Annotated in this window: 16 protein-coding genes and 1 pseudogene; 12 read left to right on the forward strand and 5 right to left on the reverse strand. The window is 70.1% G+C overall.

Annotated features, from left to right (window positions below; translation table 11 throughout):
- Positions 1 to 74: 74 nt before the first annotated feature.
- The gene (locus ACZ6KY_RS03410) at positions 75 to 1,388 is read right to left on the reverse strand and encodes a DUF6716 putative glycosyltransferase (RefSeq protein WP_469308621.1); all 1,314 of its coding nucleotides are present in this window, start codon (positions 1,386 to 1,388) and stop codon (positions 75 to 77) included.
- A gap of 198 nt (positions 1,389 to 1,586) precedes the next feature.
- Between ACZ6KY_RS03410 and ACZ6KY_RS03415 the strand changes: the two genes are divergently transcribed.
- The 3 genes from ACZ6KY_RS03415 (at position 1,587) to ACZ6KY_RS03425 (ending at position 5,493) form a co-directional block, all read left to right on the forward strand.
- Positions 1,587 to 2,567 carry a glycosyltransferase family 2 protein gene (locus ACZ6KY_RS03415; RefSeq protein ID WP_469308622.1) on the forward strand — a complete coding sequence of 327 codons (981 nt, stop codon included), beginning with the start codon at positions 1,587 to 1,589 and terminating at the stop codon, positions 2,565 to 2,567.
- Entirely contained in the window at positions 2,564 to 3,898 is a 1,335-nt protein-coding gene (locus ACZ6KY_RS03420) for an alpha-2,8-polysialyltransferase family protein (protein WP_469308623.1), read from the forward strand. The genes ACZ6KY_RS03415 and ACZ6KY_RS03420 overlap by 4 nt, the downstream gene beginning before the upstream one ends.
- 431 nt (positions 3,899 to 4,329) lie before the next feature.
- Positions 4,330 to 5,493 carry an acyltransferase family protein gene (locus ACZ6KY_RS03425; RefSeq protein WP_469308624.1) on the forward strand — a complete coding sequence of 388 codons (1,164 nt, stop codon included), beginning with the start codon at positions 4,330 to 4,332 and terminating at the stop codon, positions 5,491 to 5,493.
- Between the two features lie 12 nt (positions 5,494 to 5,505).
- Here ACZ6KY_RS03425 and ACZ6KY_RS03430 read toward each other — a convergent pair whose 3' ends face one another.
- Complete coding sequence (locus ACZ6KY_RS03430) at positions 5,506 to 6,165, reverse strand: TetR/AcrR family transcriptional regulator (RefSeq protein ID WP_469308625.1); 660 nt, start codon at positions 6,163 to 6,165, stop codon at positions 5,506 to 5,508.
- 62 nt (positions 6,166 to 6,227) lie between these two features.
- Here ACZ6KY_RS03430 and ACZ6KY_RS03435 point away from each other — a divergent pair, with 62 nt between their 5' ends.
- Complete coding sequence (locus tag ACZ6KY_RS03435) at positions 6,228 to 7,715, forward strand: FAD-dependent oxidoreductase (protein WP_469308626.1); 1,488 nt, start codon at positions 6,228 to 6,230, stop codon at positions 7,713 to 7,715.
- Here the strand turns inward: ACZ6KY_RS03435 and leuE are convergent, their stop codons facing one another.
- The 3 genes from leuE to ACZ6KY_RS03450 all read right to left on the reverse strand — a co-directional run bounded on the left by leuE (position 7,716) and on the right by ACZ6KY_RS03450 (position 10,669).
- Positions 7,716 to 8,366, reverse strand: coding sequence for a leucine efflux protein LeuE (gene leuE / locus ACZ6KY_RS03440; RefSeq protein ID WP_469308627.1), 651 nt, complete (start codon positions 8,364 to 8,366; stop codon positions 7,716 to 7,718).
- Positions 8,367 to 8,417: 51 nt separating this feature from the next.
- On the reverse strand, positions 8,418 to 8,996 hold the full coding sequence (locus tag ACZ6KY_RS03445) for a Uma2 family endonuclease (RefSeq protein ID WP_469308628.1): 579 nt from the start codon (positions 8,994 to 8,996) through the stop codon (positions 8,418 to 8,420).
- 92 nt (positions 8,997 to 9,088) lie between these two features.
- Complete coding sequence (locus ACZ6KY_RS03450; protein ID WP_469308629.1) at positions 9,089 to 10,669, reverse strand: acyl-CoA mutase large subunit family protein; 1,581 nt, start codon at positions 10,667 to 10,669, stop codon at positions 9,089 to 9,091.
- Positions 10,670 to 10,920: 251 nt separating this feature from the next.
- Here ACZ6KY_RS03450 and ACZ6KY_RS03455 point away from each other — a divergent pair, with 251 nt between their 5' ends.
- The 8 genes and pseudogenes from ACZ6KY_RS03455 to ACZ6KY_RS03490 all read left to right on the forward strand — a co-directional run bounded on the left by ACZ6KY_RS03455 (position 10,921) and on the right by ACZ6KY_RS03490 (position 17,073).
- Complete coding sequence (locus ACZ6KY_RS03455; protein ID WP_469308630.1) at positions 10,921 to 11,796, forward strand: L,D-transpeptidase family protein; 876 nt, start codon at positions 10,921 to 10,923, stop codon at positions 11,794 to 11,796.
- A 141-nt stretch (positions 11,797 to 11,937) separates the two neighbouring features.
- Positions 11,938 to 12,278: pseudogene (locus ACZ6KY_RS03460) on the forward strand (zinc ribbon domain-containing protein); the annotation flags it as partial.
- Positions 12,279 to 12,857: 579 nt separating this feature from the next.
- Positions 12,858 to 13,301, forward strand: a complete 444-nt coding sequence (locus ACZ6KY_RS03465) for a hypothetical protein (RefSeq protein WP_469308631.1) — start codon at positions 12,858 to 12,860, stop codon at positions 13,299 to 13,301.
- Between the two features lie 290 nt (positions 13,302 to 13,591).
- Positions 13,592 to 13,768 (forward strand): hypothetical protein, encoded by a 177-nt coding sequence (locus tag ACZ6KY_RS03470; RefSeq protein WP_469308632.1) that lies wholly within the window; start codon positions 13,592 to 13,594, stop codon positions 13,766 to 13,768.
- 168 nt (positions 13,769 to 13,936) lie between these two features.
- A complete protein-coding gene (locus tag ACZ6KY_RS03475; RefSeq protein WP_469308633.1) occupies positions 13,937 to 14,302 on the forward strand; it encodes a PRC-barrel domain-containing protein in 366 nt (121 codons plus the stop codon).
- 486 nt (positions 14,303 to 14,788) lie between these two features.
- Positions 14,789 to 15,448, forward strand: a complete 660-nt coding sequence (locus ACZ6KY_RS03480) for a fasciclin domain-containing protein (protein ID WP_469308634.1) — start codon at positions 14,789 to 14,791, stop codon at positions 15,446 to 15,448.
- Positions 15,449 to 15,789: 341 nt separating this feature from the next.
- On the forward strand, positions 15,790 to 16,713 hold the full coding sequence (locus ACZ6KY_RS03485; RefSeq protein ID WP_469308635.1) for a YihY/virulence factor BrkB family protein: 924 nt from the start codon (positions 15,790 to 15,792) through the stop codon (positions 16,711 to 16,713).
- Between the two features lie 81 nt (positions 16,714 to 16,794).
- Positions 16,795 to 17,073 (forward strand): GlsB/YeaQ/YmgE family stress response membrane protein, encoded by a 279-nt coding sequence (locus tag ACZ6KY_RS03490; protein WP_469308636.1) that lies wholly within the window; start codon positions 16,795 to 16,797, stop codon positions 17,071 to 17,073.
- The last annotated feature ends 137 nt before the right edge of the window (positions 17,074 to 17,210 follow it).

Below are 17,210 nucleotides of genomic sequence, written 5' to 3' on the forward strand. Positions count from 1 at the left end.
CTTGACGAGGGAGGCGAGGAAGGCGAGGAAGGTATGGGGGGCGGAGGACCGCGGGCCGGCCGCTGTCGGGGCGCTCACAGGTCGCCCATCCGCCGGATCACCGGTGCCACGCGCTGGACGCCGTGGCGGTAGGCGCCGCGGGCGGCCCGGCGCACGATCTGCCGTACCTGACTGGGTTCCCGGTCCGCCGCGGGGGCACCGGGCAGCGGGCTGCCGTCCGGGCCGAGGTGGTGGCGGGCGAGGATGCCGGGCAGATAGCCGGGCGCGGTGAAGGGGGTGTAGTAGGGAGCGAGGGACGGCAGCTTGTCCGCGGCCAGCAGCCCGGTGATGCGCCGGCGCGCCACGTCGAAGGCCGTCTCGTACGAGCCGTCGGCGGCGACGCCCTGCCGTGCCACCCAGGCGGCGTCCGGCACCGGCCGGTACCCGGCGTCGAGCTGGTCCCAGGAGGCGAGGCAGCCGGAGCCCACGAAGTGGTGGTTGCCGAGCGCCTCGCGCACCCCGAGGTCGCTGAGGACGACGGTGGGGATACGGCGGTGCAGGGACTCCAGGGCGGCGGTGGAGCTGATGGTGACCAGCAGGTCGGTGCGGTCGAGGACCTCACCCATGTGCCCGTACACCAGCCGGAAGTTGGCCGGCGGGTCCGCCTTCTGCACCAGCTTCTGGTACGGCAGCTCCTCGATGTGCGTGGTGTGCTCGCCCGGCCTGGAGCGCAGCTTGAGCAGGACCTCGCGGTCCGGGTGCAGCCGCGCGTGCCGGATCAGCCGGTCCAGCAGGTACGTACGGTCCTTGCGGCTCTCCGGTACGGAGGGCTGGGCGGCGAAGACGACCGTGTACGGGTCGTTCTCCTGGTAGGCCGCCCCGCCGAGGAAGGGCAGCGCGACCTCGGTCACCGACCCGGCGTCCGCGCCGACCCCCTCGTACACGGCCCGGAACCGGTCCGCGTCCTGGCGGGAGTTGGCGAGGACCAGGTCCGCGCCGTGCCGCAGGAGCAGTCCGTCGGCGAGCTTCTCGTAGACGACACCGACATAGCCGGTGACGACCAGGGGCCGCTTCGTCCGCCCGTCCCAGGCGTGGGCCAGGCCGTGCAGGACCGCCTGGACGGCACCGCCGACCAGGGCGAGGACGACCACGTCGTAGACGCGGTCCTCCTTGCCCAGCTCGCGCAGGAACTCGACGGCGGTGACCTCGCGGAGGGAGTCCGCGCGGACGCCGACCTCTTCGAGCTGGCGGGCGGTCGGGGTGGCTCGGCCGCGCAGGAGGAACCCGTCGAGGCGGATGTCCGATTCGGCCGGAGAGACGCGGTTCGCGGTGAGCGAACCCCATTTCCACCGGGTGTCGGAATCCGCGAGGACGGCCACCCGCAGGGACTTCGGGGTACTTGCTGGCACGTCCTAGACGCTAGGAACCCTTTTCGAGGAGCGGCCCAACCCGAATACAACAAACGGTTAACAGCACATCGACGAATGGGGAATCAGGCCGGGATCGGCTGAGAAAACGACGTGGTTCACGGTTCCGCCACGTGTCGTTCACCTCGTATCCCACCAACGGTCAAGACGAATGCCGGGCCGCCCCTTAACGTCACTCGGGTGGTCAAGCTCTCCGTCATCGTGCCGTTCTACAACGTGCAGCAATATGCGCCCGACACCCTGAAGAGCCTGCGTGCGAACGCACGGCAGGACTTCGAATTCATTCTCGTCGACGACTGCTCGCGCGACGAGACACCGGACATCCTCGCGCGCGCGGAGCGCGAGCTCCCGGGTGCGGTGTATGTCAGACACGAGAAGAACGGAGGACTGGCCACCGCACGCAACACCGGGATCGACAGAGCGCGTGGCGAGTACCTCACGTTCCTCGACGGGGACGACTGGCTCGCCCCCGGATACTACGAGCAACTCGTCTCCTCCATCGAGGACCTGGGCTGCGACTTCGTCCGTACGGACCATGTCCAGTGCACCGCGCGGGCCCGCACCATCCACCGTGTACCGCACGGCCGCCGCGGAGTCGTCCTCGATCCCCGTGACGCCATTCTTCCCTCCGACCGTTCCACCTCCGTCGACTACGCCTACGCCTGGGCGGGCATCTACCACCGCCGGCTGGTCGACCGCGGGCTGCTCCACTTCACCGACGGGCTGCGCACGGCCGAGGACCGGCCGTGGATCTGGAAGCTGCACCGGGAGGCCGAATCCTTCGCCACGGTGGGGCTGCTCGGCGTGTTCTACCGGCGTGGCGTCGCCTCCTCCCTCACCCAGATCGGGGACGTACGCCAACTCGATTTCATTCGCGCGTTCGACCAGGTCGTAGCGGAAACGGCCGAGGACCGGGACGCGGAAAAACTCCTGCCCAAAGCCGTGCGTACATATTGCGCGATCATTTCCCATCACCTGGGATCCATCGAAAGGTTCGAGCCAGCAGTGGCACGGAAACTGAAGTCCATGAGTGCCGTCGCGCTGCGCCGTATGCCACAGGACGTGCTCGACGAGGCCCTCGACTCGATGGACGTCCAGCGCGCCACCCGGCTGCGCCGGCTGCGCCGACGGCCCGCGCCCGCCGCGGGGGTGGCGGCGTGACCACCCAGATCTTCATGGCGTCCACGCTGTACGGCACGGCCACGCTCGCCGCGGCCCTCGACACCGACAGCTTCGGACCCGCCGGCCGGCGCATCCTGCTCGTCTCCAACAACGCGGCGACACCCGAGACGACGTCCTCCGTGGACGAGATGCCCGGCTTCGAGCAGCTGCGCGGCCGCTTCGACGACGTCATCTCGTGGAACGAGACCATCTCGCCCTTCCACCCGGGCGGCTGGGCGCCGCGGCCGGACGACGTACCCCTGTGGGAGCGGCATCTGCGGCTCGCCTGGAACCTCGGCGACGACGACGTCGAACTGGCCGTGGAGTCGATCCAGGTCAACCCGGCGCTCGGCGTCTCCCAGATCTTCATGGGCGCGCCCGTCACGGTGTACGCCGACGGCCTGATGAGCTACGGCCCCACCCGCAACAAGATCGACCCGCTGGTCGGGACCCGGGTGACCCGGCTCCTCCATCTGGACCTGGTCCCCGGTCTGAAGCCGCTGCTGCTCACCGAGTTCGACGTCGAGCCGGAGATCGTGCCCACGGACGCGTTCGTGAAGGTGCTCGCCGAACTCGTCGACACCGGTGACGAGTCGCCGTCGATCGACGAGCCTGCCCTGCTGCTCGGCCAGTACCTCTCCGCGCTGGAGATCCTCACCGCCGAGGAGGAGGAGCAGCTTCACGTACGGATGCTGAAGGGCGCCCTCGCGCTCGGTCACACCCGCGTGGTGTTCAAGCCGCACCCCTCGGCGCCGGCGCGCTGGTCGCGGATCCTGGAGAAGGAGGCCGAGAGACTCGGCGCCGACCTCACCGTCCTTGACACCCCGGTCCTCGCCGAGGTGCTCTACCAGCGGATGCGTCCCGCTCTGGTCGTCGGCTGCTTCTCCACGGCGCTGCTCACGGCGTCCGCGCTGTACGGCCTGCCGGTCGCCCGCGTCGGAACCGGCTCGCTGCTGGACCGTCTCACCCCGTACGAGAACAGCAACCGCGTCCCGGTGACCATCGTCGACGCGCTGCTGCCCGAACTGTCGGACAGCGCGGCGGTCACCGAACAGCGCCCCGGCATGGACGTGGCGGACCTGACGAAGCTCCTGAGAGCCGTGGGCTTCGCGATGCAGCCGAAGATCTATCCGGACCTGCGCCCGGCGGCCGAGAGCTATCTGACGCACCAGCTGACCCAGCACACCTGGCGCTACTTCAAGCGCAAGCGCCTCACCTCGCTGGCGCTGCCCGGCGCGGTGCCGGCCCAGCTCGCGTTCATCCCGCGCAACGCGACCGTACGGCGGGTCGCCCGGAGGGCGCGCTCCCTGAAGCGGGCGGTGGGCCGCTGAGGCGGCGACCGGGACAGGAGCGTCCGCGAGGGCGGAACGCTCCGGCAGCGAAGGACCAGGGAGCGGGGCCGGGTCGCATACGACCGGGCCCCGCTCCCTCGGGCTGCCCGAATCGCCGCTCGGGCTGCCCGGATTCCCGGTCGTTCGGGACGCTCACGACGTGCGCCAGTGAGCACCCCTGCGCGCCCTCACGCCCGCAACACCCCCCGCGACACGCCCGCGACACCCGTTCGAGAACACACCAGGACCCCGTACGGGCCCGTACGGAACCTCGTCGATTTGTGACGATTCGGAAGAGTTCTCAACGTAGGGGCATCACATAGATGAACTCCCGTGGGCGAGACGACAAACCGGCCTCGCCAAGGCGTAAACATCCCCGACTATCGGACTAACGTGCTGTGGGCCAGCTGAGTCCCATTGAGGGGAACCTTGTGATCGACACGCCCGAGGAGGCCCGCGGGACGGCAACCGGCACCGTGGTCCGTACCGTCCTGCCACCTGCCGAGACGTCTCCCGCGCCCAAGCCCGCGGCGCGCCGGGAGAACCGGCTGCGCGCCCTCGACGGGCTACGGCTCATCGCGGCCCTGATGGTGGCCGGGTACCACTACGGCGGCCGGGACGGCGAGGTCGTACAGGCCTGGGGCAGCTCGCCGAGGCATCAGTTCCCCACCCTGCACACCCTGTTCGCCTACGGCTGCCTGGGTGTGCAGGTCTTCTTCGTGATCAGCGGCTTCGTCATCTGCATGAGCGGCTGGGGCCGGCCGCTGCGCTCCTTCTTCGCCTCGCGCGCCTCCCGACTGCTGCCCGCGTACTGGGCCGCGATCATCATCGTGACGGCGGTGTTCACCCTGCCGTTCGTCGCGTACAAGGCGGTCTCCCCGAGCGACGCCCTGCTCAACCTCACCATGCTCCAGCAGCCGCTGGGCGTCGACCGGGTACTGGGCGTGTGCTGGACCCTGTGGGCGGAGGTCCGCTTCTACGCCCTCTTCGCGCTGTGCATCGTGCTGCCGGGGGCGAACCGGCAGCGCGTGATCCTGTTCTGCGCCGGCTGGACACTGGCCGCGGCCATCGCGCAGGGTGTCAACGAGCCACTCCTCAACATGGTCCTGATGCCGGAGTACGCCCCGTACTTCATCGGGGGTGTCGGCCTCTACCTCGTCCACCGCAACCGCCGTGACGCGCACGCCTGGGGCATCGTCGGCGTGAGCTGGCTGATCGGCCAGCACTACGCCGTCCAGCGGCTGTGGCACGCCCCGAACCCGGAGTTCTTCTCCACCCGCTCGTCCTTCGGCATCATCCTGGTCGTCACCTTCGGCTACGTCGCCGTCGCCGCGATCGCGCTGGGCTGGCTGCACTGGGCGAACTGGCGCTGGCTGACGGTCGCGGGCGCGCTGACGTACCCCTTCTACCTGGTCCACGAACACCTGGGCTGGGTCGCCATCAAGGCCTACCACCAGACCCTGCACCTCCCGTCGTACGGCGCCTTCCTGGCCACGGTCGCCACCATGCTGCTGCTCGCCTGGCTGCTCAACCAGTACGTGGAGAAGTGGCTCGCCCCGAAGCTCCGCACAGCCCTGTCGAAGCCGCGCCCGTAGCCGCGCCTCCGCTCAGCCGATGCCGTAGCGCGCCCCGATGCCCGCGACGATCAGAGCGAGCCCTTCCTCGAAGTGCCGTTCGTAGTCCTCGAAGATCTCCGCGCCCGCCGCTGCCGACAGGGGGAAGTCGGCCATGCGGCGGGCGCGTTCCGTCACGTCGTAGCCCTCGCGGCGCTCGCCCGGGAGGGGTTGGACGCCCTGCTCCTCGGTGACGAACCCGATCGTGTACAGGTACGTGGTGGACGTCGCGCGGACCGCCTGGGTGAGGGTGAACCCCGCCTCGGTGAAGAGCGTCAGCGACCGCTCCATCTCGACGGCGTGCAGCGTGCCGGTGAAGCGTGAACCGCTGAAGACCTTCGCCCCGTCGCGGTAGCTCAGCAGGGCGGCGCGCAGTCCGCGGTTCGCGGCGAGCAGCCGCTCCCGCCAGCCGGCGTCCGGCGCCGCCCCCGCGTCCTCGACCATCCGGCGGTACATCTCCGTCGCCATCTCGTCGAGCAGTTCCTGCTTGTTCTTGAAGTGCCAGTAGAGCGCGGGCGCCTGGACGTCCAGCTCCTTGGCGATGGCCCGCAGGGTGAGGCCGTCGAGGCCCGTCTCGTTGAGCAGCCGCAGTGCGGTCTCGACGACCTGCTTCTTGTCCAGCTTGGGGGATCGCTGGGGTCTCTGGGTAACCACGCTTGACAGTTTAACGCCGTTAAGGGCAGGCTCGACGCATGGAACTTAACGGCGTTAAGGAGATGGGTGTGGATTTGGGTGTCGGCACGCGTGCGGACGTGGCTGTGGCCGTGGACGTCGAGGGGGAAGTGAAGGTCGACGTGGACGTCCTTGTCGTCGGGGCCGGTCCCACCGGTCTCGCCCTCGGGGCCGATCTCGCCCGGCGCGGGGTGGACGCCCTCGTCGTGGAGCGGGCCGACGCGCTGTTCCCCGGCTCCCGCGGCAAGGGGATCCAGCCCCGCACGATGGAGGTCTTCGACGACCTCGGCGTCCTCGACGCGATCCGCGCGGCGGGCGGCGACTACCCGGTCGGGATGATCTGGCGGGACGGCCGCAGGGTCGGTGAGCACCGGATGTTCGACCCGGCCGAGCCGACCGAGGACTCGCCGTACGACGCGCCGTGGATGGTGCCGCAGTGGCGTACGCAGGACATCCTCCGCGCGCGGCTGGAGGAGCTCGGGGGCCGGGTCGACCTCGGCCGCGAGGTGGTCGCCGTCGCCCAGGACGAGGACGCCGCGACCGTGGAGTTCGCTTCCGGCGCGCCGGTCCGCGCACGGTACGTCGTCGCCGCCGACGGTGGCCGCTCCGCGGTGCGCCGCGCGCTCGGCATCGCCATGGCCGGGGAGACCGTCGACCCGGACCCGATGCTCGTCGCGGACGTACGGATCACCGGCCTCGACCGCGACAACTGGCATGTCTTCCCGCCCCGCGAGGACACCGGCGGCTTCCTCGCGATCTGCCCGCTGGCCGGCACGGAGGACTTCCAGGCCGTGGCGCAGTTCCCGGAGGGCACGGACGTCGACCTCTCCCTCGACGGCATCCGCAGGACCGTCGCCGAGCGCTCCCACCTCTCCCCCGAGGCCGTGACCGAGGTGCGCTGGGCCTCGGACTTCCGGCCGCGCACGGCCCTGGCGGACCGGTTCCGCGCCGGGCGGGTCCTCCTCGCCGGGGACGCGGCGCACCTCCACTCACCGGCCGGCGGCCAAGGGCTCAACACCAGCGTGCAGGACGCCTACAACCTGGGCTGGAAGCTCGGCGCGGTCCTGCGCGGCACGGCTCCCGGGTCCCTCCTCGACACCTACGAGGAGGAACGGCTCCCCGTAGCCGCCGACATGCTCGGCCTGTCCACCCGGGTCCACCGAGGCGAGGCCCGCCGCGGCGAGGCGACCCGCCAGCTCGGTCTCGGCTACCGCGGCTCCTCCCTCGCGGTGGAGACCCGTACGGGCCTGTCGGACGAGGCCCTTCGCGCGGGCGACCGTGCCCCCGACGGAACCGTGGAGGGCGTACGCCTCTTCGACGTGTTCCGGGGACCGCACTGGACCCTGCTGACGGTCGGCACGGACGCGGAGGCACCGGTGCTCCCCGGAGTCCGTACGGCGCGGATCGGGTCGTACGAGCGGTACGGGACCGGGGTCTTCCTCGTCCGCCCCGACGGGTACGTGGGATGGGCGGGCACCGACGCGCGGGGCCTGGCGGAGTACGCGGCCCGGGTGGGCCTGAGCGTCGGCTGACTAGGCGCTGGCGAGCGTGAGCTTCACCGCGAAGCCCAGGAAGAGGGCGCCGGCGGCGGTCGTGGCGCCCGCCGAGAGGCGCTTGCGCCGGCGGAAGGCCTCCGCGAGGCGCGTACCGCTGAAGATCAGCGCGGTCAGGTAGAGGAAGCTCGCGAGCTGGGCGAAGGCGCCGAGCACAACGAAGGAGAGCGCCGGGTAGGCGTACCCGGGGTCGACGAACTGCACGAAGAAGGCGACGAAAAAGAGGATCGCCTTCGGGTTGAACAGACTGATCACCAGCGCCCGCCGGAACGGCCGCTCCCCGGCCACCGCCTCGGGCTCCGCGCTCTCCGCGACCGGCTCCCGCCGGGCCCGCCACATCGCCCACGCGGCCCGCAGCATCCCGACCGCCAGCCACGTCAGATAACCGGCCCCGGCGTACTTCACGATCCCGAACAGCACGGCGTTCGCCTGCAGCAGCGACGCCACACCGGCCGCCGACAGTGTCATCAGCACGGTGTCCCCGCACCACACACCCGCGGCGGCGGTATAGCCCGTACGGACACCCCTGCGGGCGGCGACGGACAGCACGTACAGCGAGTTCGGCCCCGGCAACAGGACGATCAGGACGAGACCCGCGAGATAGGTGGGGAGATCGATGACACCAAGCATGAGAGCGAGTGTCGCACGCGGCTACGACAGCGAGCGGAGGCGTCCCGCAGGTCAGTCACCGTCGAGGAGGGTGTCCACGGAAAGGCCGAGGGCGACACCGACGGACTCGGGGACCGGGACGCTCTGGCCCCGCTTGTAACGCTCGGGGGCCGCGTACTCGCCGTCGGCCGGGTCCCGGTAGAGCAGGACCTCGTCGTGCTTGCGGTCGGCCACGATGTAGACGGGGATCCCGGCCTCGGCGTAGCACTCGGCCTCGGGGCCGAGGTCGTCGGACCAGTTCGACGAGGTCACCTCGACGACCAGGCGGAAGACGTTCGGGGCGTAGCAGTTCTTCTGGACGAGGGCGTCCCGGAAGTCCTCGTCGACGATGGAGAAGTCGGGGATCGCGTAGTCGTCGCGCAGCGTGGGCAGCCAGAGACCGACGCCTTGGACGTACTCACGCCCCGCCTCCACGATCCCGGCCCGGTCGAAAGCCCTGCCCAGCTTCGTCAACGACAGCGCATGCGAGCCGTCCGGCGGTGGTGTCGCGGTGAGCCTGCCCCGGAGAAGCTCCACGCGGTGCGCGGGCAGTACGCGGGAGAGCAGGTCGGCGGCTTGGCTCAACGTCAGTTCGTGCCGCGGTACGGCCACGGCAACCTCCCTCTCAGGACTCACTCTCCATGAGTGTGACCGGGGGCGTGCCGCTTCCGCCCCCGGTCACCCGTACGAAGGAACCGCCCAGGTCAGAAGGCGTCCGTCGGGACGTAGGCGCCCCAGATCTCGCGGAGTGCGTTGCAGACCTCGCCGACCGTGGCGCGGGCGCGCAGGGCGTCCTTCATGGGGTGGAGGACGTTGTCCGTGCCCTCGGCGGCCTTCTTCAGGGCGGCGAGGGCGGTGTCGACGGCCGCCTGGTCGCGCTCGGCGCGGAGGCGGGCGAGGCGTTCGGCCTGCTGGGCCTCGATGGCCGGGTCGACGCGGAGCGGCTCGTAGGGCTCCTCCGCGTCGAGCCGGAAGCGGTTGACGCCGACCACCACGCGCTCGCCGGAGTCGGTCTCCTGGGCGACGCGGTACGCGGAGCGCTCGATCTCGCCCTTCTGGAAGCCGTGCTCGATGGCCTCGACCGCGCCGCCGAGGTCCTCGACCCTCGTCATGAGGTCGACGGCGGCCGCCTCGACGTCGTCGGTCATCCGCTCGATGACGTACGAGCCCGCGAAGGGGTCGACCGTCGCCGTCACGTCCGTCTCGTAGGCCAGGACCTGCTGGGTGCGCAGGGCCAGTCGCGCGGACTTGTCGGTGGGCAGCGCGATGGCCTCGTCGAAGGAGTTGGTGTGCAGCGACTGGGTGCCTCCGAGGACCGCGCCGAGGCCCTGGACCGCGACCCGGACGAGGTTCACCTCCGGCTGCTGCGCGGTGAGTTGGACGCCCGCGGTCTGCGTGTGGAAGCGCAGCATCAGCGACTTGGGGTTCCGCGCGCCGAACTCGTCCCTCATCACCCGGGCCCAGATGCGCCTGGCGGCACGGAACTTGGCGACCTCCTCCAGGATCGTCGTACGGGCGACGAAGAAGAAGGAGAGGCGGGGCGCGAAGTCGTCGACGTCCATGCCGGCGGCGACGGCGGTACGGACGTACTCGATGCCGTCGGCGAGCGTGAACGCGATCTCCTGCGCGGGAGTCGCTCCCGCCTCGGCCATGTGGTAGCCCGAGATCGAGATGGTGTTCCACTTCGGGATCTCGGCCCGGCAGTACTTGAAGATGTCCGCGATCAGCCGCAGGGACGGTTTGGGCGGGAAGATGTACGTCCCGCGGGCGATGTACTCCTTGAGGACGTCGTTCTGGATCGTGCCCGTCAACCGGTCCGCCGGGACGCCCTGTTCCTCGCCGACCAGCTGGTACATCAACAGCAGCAGCGCGGCGGGCGCGTTGATCGTCATCGAGGTGGAGACCCTGTCCAGCGGGATCCCGCCGAACAGGACGCGCATGTCGTCGATGGAGTCGATCGCCACGCCGACCTTGCCGACCTCGCCGTGCGCGAGGGGGGCGTCCGAGTCGTGGCCCATCTGGGTGGGCAGGTCGAAGGCGACCGACAGGCCCATCGTGCCGTTGGCGATCAGCTGCTTGTAGCGGGCGTTGGACTCGACGGCCGTGCCGAACCCCGCGTACTGCCGCATGGTCCACGGGCGGCCCGTGTACATCGACGGGTACACACCACGGGTGAAGGGGTACGCGCCCGGCGCGCCCAGTTTCTCGGCCGGGTCCCAGCCGTCCAGGGCCTCGGGGCCGTAGACCGGTTCGATGGGCAGTCCGGACTCGGATTCGCGCGCCATTGCTGTGCCTCCCGTGAAGCGGCCCGTGACAGGAATCGACCTCGGCCACGGACTGTAGGGCCCAGGCGCACGAGGCGGAGGGACCCGCGCCGGGACTTGGCTCACCGACCCGTCCGCGGGCCGGTTCCATGGTTCCCTTCCACCATGCCGCCTGGTTCGCGACCGGTCACCCGCGGGGAGCATCCCAGGTGACATGGCGGCGGGGACGGGGGCCTGATGTGCATGACAGGACGGGTGGAACAGGGGTCCGGATGCGTACGACTGGCTTGAAGAGATCACTGGCCGCGCTCGCGGCGTTCGCCGCGGTGAGCGGCTGCACGGCGCACGCCGTGGACGCGCGGGGGAAGAAGGCGCCGGTACGGATCGACGGTTCGCTCGCCCCGGCCTCCGGCGCGAAGGGGGAGGACGACAAGCCCGCCGCCCCCTCGAAGGGGGAGGACGACCCGTCCGGCTCCACCGGGGCGGGGAAGGACGGCAAACCCTCCGCCGCCCCCGCCAAAGTCCTCTGGTCCAGCGGCGACCGGGGCGACGACGTCCGCGGGGCACAGGCCCGGCTGCACCAGGTCGCCTGGCTGATCACCCCGCCGACGGGGACGTACGACGCACGGACGGTCGAGGCCGTGAAGGGGTTCCAGGGCAAGCGGGGACTGCCGCGCACCGGTGAACTGGACACCGTCACCTGGCAGCGGCTGCGGGGGATGACGCACGAACCGGCGGCCTGGGAGCTGTACCCCTACGGCGGGCAGCCGGCCGCGAAGCCCGACCCGCGCTGTATGACGGGCCGTGTGCTGTGCGTCAGCAAGGCGAGCCGCACGCTGCGTTGGATGATCGACGGCAGGACGGTCTCGGAGATGGACGTGCGGTTCGGCTCGCAGTACACGCCGACGCGCGACGGTGTGTTCAGCGTCTACTTCAAGTCGCGCCACCATGTGTCGACGATCTACCACACGTCGATGCCGTACGCGATGTTCTTCAGCGGCGGCCAAGCGGTGCACTATTCCTCGGACTTCGCAGCCCGCGGCTACTACGGCGCCTCGCACGGCTGCGTCAACGTGCGGGACGAGGGCAAGGTAGCGGCGCTGTTCGCACAGGTACGGACGGGCGACAAGGTCGTCGTCTACTGGTGACAGAGCCCTGCCCGGAGGCGGGCGGGCGAGGGAGAGTGGGGGGGGGGGGGGGGGGGGGGGGGGGGGGTCCCCCCCCCCCCCCCCCCCCCCCCCCCCCACCCCATGCCTCTGCCTCTGATCATGCGCAGTGCTCCGTCGTTCAGGGCGGGGCTGAGCCGCTCCATCAGCGGGGAGGCGTGGGGCCGTACGGTCACCATGCCGGCGTACAAGACGGCCCGGTTCGGCGGCACTCTGCACAAGGTCCCGGCCCCGAACGCATCCCGGCGTCGTTCCGCGTGCGGCTTGATTACGTCCGGCAGTCGGGAGACCCAGGCCGTGTTCGTGTGCAAGAACCCGGACTGCGGCTGGTCGGGCAACGCCGACCACAACGCGGCCCGGAACATCCTGCGCCTGTACCGGACGGGCCTCGCGCTCGTCCCGGCTGCCGGAAGGGCAGTCGTCAGGCGCGCGCGAAGCGCGTCAAGCCCGCTGCCGCAAGGTGAGCAGGAATCTCCCGGCCTCAGCCGGGAGAGCGCTTCAATCGCCACGATGTCGCCAGTACCAGACCAGACCCGCGACGAAGGTGCACAGGAAGAGGACGGGCAGAATCAGTCCTGGGATTCGGGCCGCCGTCATGACACGGCTCCGACAGAGGAACAGGCCCATGGGGACCAGGTGTTGGCCATTGCTTTCCGCTTTCGACGAGCTGCCGGCCGCCGGGGCGCGCGACGACGGACCCGTCCCGACGGCGGCCGCGCTCAGGTGGCGAGGGCTCAATGATGGCCGGAAGATCGGCAAATGGATCCCGGCTCGGAACGGCTGGATCTGTGTGCGAGGAAATCCGGCGGGCGCACCCGTGGCACCGTGGCACGGATCGATCCGGCTCCCGGCCGTCGGCGACGTTCACGCGATGGCCGCTCATCCTGCCGGGGAGCCGCCGTGAAAGGGGTTTCTAGGCGGCCAGGCAGGGGTTTCGCCCCGGGTGTCCCGTCGCGCCCCTATCCTTCGAACGGCTGAACTACCTTGTCGGCTCTTGCTCGTTCTCCTCCTGTGAGCATCGTCGAGGCGGAGATGAGGAGTCGATGAGCCGACACCGCAAGGGCCGTAGGCACCGCAAGGTGAACATGACGCCGCGTCCGGTCGGACCGAGGAGATCACCGCGCGCCGTGCGGGAGCAGGTGAGCACGCGTGAGCCCCGGGTGGTACGGGCCGAGTCCGCGATTCCCGGGCAGAACATGGACGGGGAACGGGTCGGCTTCGTGTCCAGGAAGGTGAGCGAGGGCGGTCTGAGCCGCCACGCGGTGCGTACGTGGGAGCGGTTGGCGGAAGCCGGCTCCGGCGGCGTCGAGGTCGCCGAGCTCAGTGCGGCCGTGGGCTTCCAGCGCTCCACCGTGCTCGGGCACCTGAAGGGCCTGGCCGAACTCGGGCTGGCCGAGGACCACGAGAGCGTGTGGCGTGTGACCGGCGCGGTGGAGGGCACGGTGGCGCGTGAGCGCGTACGTGCCTCGGCCGGGAGCGTTTCCTAGGACGGTGGTCCGAGGGCGCGCTTGCCAGGGTGCCTGAGCGGGCGCCTGTCAGGGTGACCACCCTGGCAGGCGCCCTTTGTCGTCCGCCGAGCCGTCTGCCGGTTCGGCCCCGTCCGCTGGGCGAGAGATCCGCCGGCCACACCACCTTCCCGGCGGGAACGTGGCGGGCGTGCCCGGCTGATGCGGCGGATTCGTCACGCGTCGTAGTGTCGGGCGGCTTTCCCGGGGCATTCGGATCCCATCGTTTCGACATCGCCTTTCACGCGTCAACCATCGACAAGGGAGATCCCATGCTCGGCATCGCTGCCGCGGTACTGCTGTTCATCGCGTTCCTGATCAACGCCGGTGACGTTTCGACCAATCACGTGTTCACGTCGACCAACGTCATGCTCATAGGACTCGCCCTGCTCGCGCTTCACCTCTCCGGTGTCGGTGCCGGCTGGTCGACGCGCAGCCGCCGTCGCTGACGGGCCCGGCGATCCCGCCGAGTGCGGGCGGGACAGCAGGGTATGCGCAGTCCTGAGGCGGCACGGAGGCGGATTCCCCCGTGGATTCCCCCCGTGGCCTCTCCCTGCCGCGTCCCCGCCCTGGGTGGGTTGTCGGCAGGACGAACCGGTGAGCTGACGGAGGAAAACATGACGGTCGACGGAATCTGGTCGTACGCACCGGAGTTCAACCACCCCGAGATGCACGAACTGGCCGGCTACAGCGTCGAGGCGACCGACGGGACCATAGGGCACGTCGACCGGCAGGTGGACGACTCCGGGATGCGGCACCTGATCGTCGACACCGGCGTCTGGGTGTTCGGGAAGAGCGTGCTGGTGCCTGTGGGCGTCGTCGCCGGCATCGACGCGGAGTCGCGGAAGATCACCGTCGAGTGCACCCGCGAGGAGATCAAATCGGCGCCCGTGTTCAGGACCGACCGCGAGACCCTGGACCCCGCGTACCTGTCGAGCGTCGGAAGCTACTACCGGAGCCTGCCGCCGAGGCAGCCCGTCTGAGCCGTCGTGAGGCGACCTGGGGCGTCGTCCGTCGGCCCGAGTGCGACGGTCGGTGCCCGAGCACGGCGGTCGGCGCCCGAGCGCGGCTCATGACGCCTGACCAGGGGCAACCGCCTCAACTGCCCTTCTCCGGCAGGTGATGCCGGTTCCCGAGCCACGGCCTTCGCGCCGTGGCTTCGCTGCGTCGGAATGCCGGAGCGGAGACAGTCGCGGGCTTCTGGTCCGAAGCCGCGCGCTTCCCGGATTGGTCCCGGCCTGAAGTTCCCTCGAATCGGTTATTGCTGATCCGCCGACCAATCCAGGACGGCCCCTGTCTCGGATTCCCCGTGTGAGCCGAGATTCGAAGAGTTCGACGCGTGCCCCCGGGTCCTCCGTCGGCGCCTCGCAGAGGTCCGACCGTTCGTTCTCCACGGAATTTCCGCTCGAAAACCACGGCATTTTCTGGTCCGCGCCTCGAATGCCGCTTCGTTCCGACAGGAGAACCTCATGAACATGCGTATCCGCCGTGTCGCGGTGGCTGTCGCCACCGCCGCCGTGCTGCCGATCGTACTGACGGCTTGTTCCGACGGCGGCAAGGACAGTGGCGCGTCGAATTCGGCGAAGGCATCGGCGTCCACTCCTGTCTCGGACGGGAAGTCGACCGGTTCGACGGAGATGGCGGGGAGCGCCGACGAGCCGTTCGGCCCGGGGTGCGCGTCGGTGCCGAAGGACGGGGCCGGGTCGTTCGACGGGATGGCCAAGGACCCGGTGGCGACGGCGGCGTCGAACAACCCGGCGTTGTCGACGCTGGTGGCGGCGGTGAAGAAGGCGGGTCTGGTGGACACACTGAACAACGCCGAGAACATCACCGTGTTCGCGCCGACGAATGAGGCGTTCGCGAAGATTCCGAAGGCGACGCTCGACAAGGTGCTGGCGGACAAGGCCCAGTTGACGAAGATTCTGACCTATCACGTCGTGGGCCAGAAGCTGACACCGAAGCAGTTGGAGAACGGTTCGTTCGAGACGCTGGAGAAAAGCAGGCTGATGACGAGTGGTTCGGGGGAGTCGTACACGGTGAACGACTCCGCCAAGGTGGTGTGCGGCAATGTGAAGACCGCCAACGCGAATGTGTACATCATCGACACCGTCCTGATGCCCAAGAGCTGACGCGACGAAATGCTCCGGCCCCGCGGTCGACAGCCGCGGGGCCGGAGGGAGTTTCCTGTTGGCGGGCAGGAAAAGGGGGAGTGGCCGGGACACGCGTCCGTTCCGGCCACTCCCCGTCGTGTCTCGCCGATGGACGAGCGGGAGCTTCGCACGAGTCCGCTGACGGCGTCCCGCGCGTACGACCGGTTCCCTGAGGGCGACGCTGAGGAGGCGTAGGGGAACTCGCGCGTGGAAGGAGAGCCTCGACCGGCCTCGCCAGAATGGGGCCGGGAACGCCGGCCGGACCGGCGCCGAGAGGTGAGGGATGAGCAGACGAATCGTCGGAATGTTCCGGACCGCGCATGTCCGCTGAATCCCGGCCGAACGGCGCCATCGAGGCGGTACGGGCGGCACGGTTCCGCCGGTACGGGCCACGGCTGCCCGCCCTCTGGTGGCCCGCGCTGCGCCGCACTCCCGTCTCGATGTGGAACGACGACGTCGCCGACTGGGCGGCCGCGCTGACGTACTACGCGATCCTGGCGGTGCTGCCGGCCATGCTGGTCATGGTCATCGCCTTCGGCCTGATCAGTCCGGACACCGCCCAGCAGTTCATCGCACACGTCACGGCGTACGCGCCGGCACAGTCGGGGGCGGAACTGCACCAGGCGCTGGGGGAGATGCTGCGGCAGCGATCCGCCGCCTGGACACTCCTGGTCGCCGGTGCGGCGAGCGCGCTCTGGTCGGCCTCGAGCTACCTCGCCGTGTTCCGCAGGGCCCTGCATCGCATGCACGACGTGGCGGACCGCCGCTCGGCCTGGCGCACCGCGCACCGGCTGGTGCTGACCGCGCTGGCACTGCTCGGCCTGCTCGTGGTGAGCGCGCTCGTCCTGCTGCTCACCGGCCCCGTGGCCGAGGCCGCCGGCCGCGCCTTCGGGCTGGACGGCCCGGTGGCCGTGGCCTGGAACCTGCTCCGCTGGCCCGTGCTGATGTGCCTGGTCGCCCTGCTGGTCCTCGTCGTCTTCCACACGGGTCCGCCGCCCGCCAGGCGGCGCCGGTACAGCCTGCCCGGCGGCATTCTGGCAGCGTTCCTCTGGCTGGCCGTCTCCGCCGGATTCGCGCTGTACGCCTCCGGCTTCGGCGCCTACAGCAGGCTCTACGGCTCTCTCGCCGGCCCCGTCGTCTTCCTCGTGTGGCTGTGGCTGTCCAACCTCGCCCTGCTGGCCGGCGCGCAGTTCACCGCCGAACTGAACGGGGCCGCGGCGGCGAGGAATCGGGCAACAGTTTAAGACACGCAGGTTTGTTCCGGCCGGGACGGCGCACACGGAGTGAGGAAGTCACATCTTGTACGGACGAACGGTGGAGGAACTGTGGGCATCATCGCTTGGATTCTGATCGGGTTGCTTGCCGGTGCCATCGCCAAGCTGCTCCTGCCGGGCAAGGACCCGGGCGGGATCATCATCACCATGCTCATCGGTATCGCGGGAGGCCTGCTGGGCGGCTGGCTGGGCAAGGTCATCTTCCACGTCGACTCGATCGACGGGTTCTTCGACGTGTCGACCTGGATCGCGGCCATCGTCGGATCGCTGATCCTTCTGGTTCTGTACCGGGTGCTGACCGGTAACCGCCGGTCGCACCGTCACGCCTAAAGGGTCTGAGGGCCCGTTCGGCGCGTCATGACCCACGGCCTGGGGGGGGGGGGGGGGGGGGGGGGGGGGGGGGGGGGGGGGGGGAGGGGGGGGGGGTGGGGGGGGAGGAAGGGAGAAGAAGAAGAGGAGGAGAGAAA

The sequence above is a fragment of the Streptomyces sp. NPDC042002 genome, assembly GCF_055588305.1.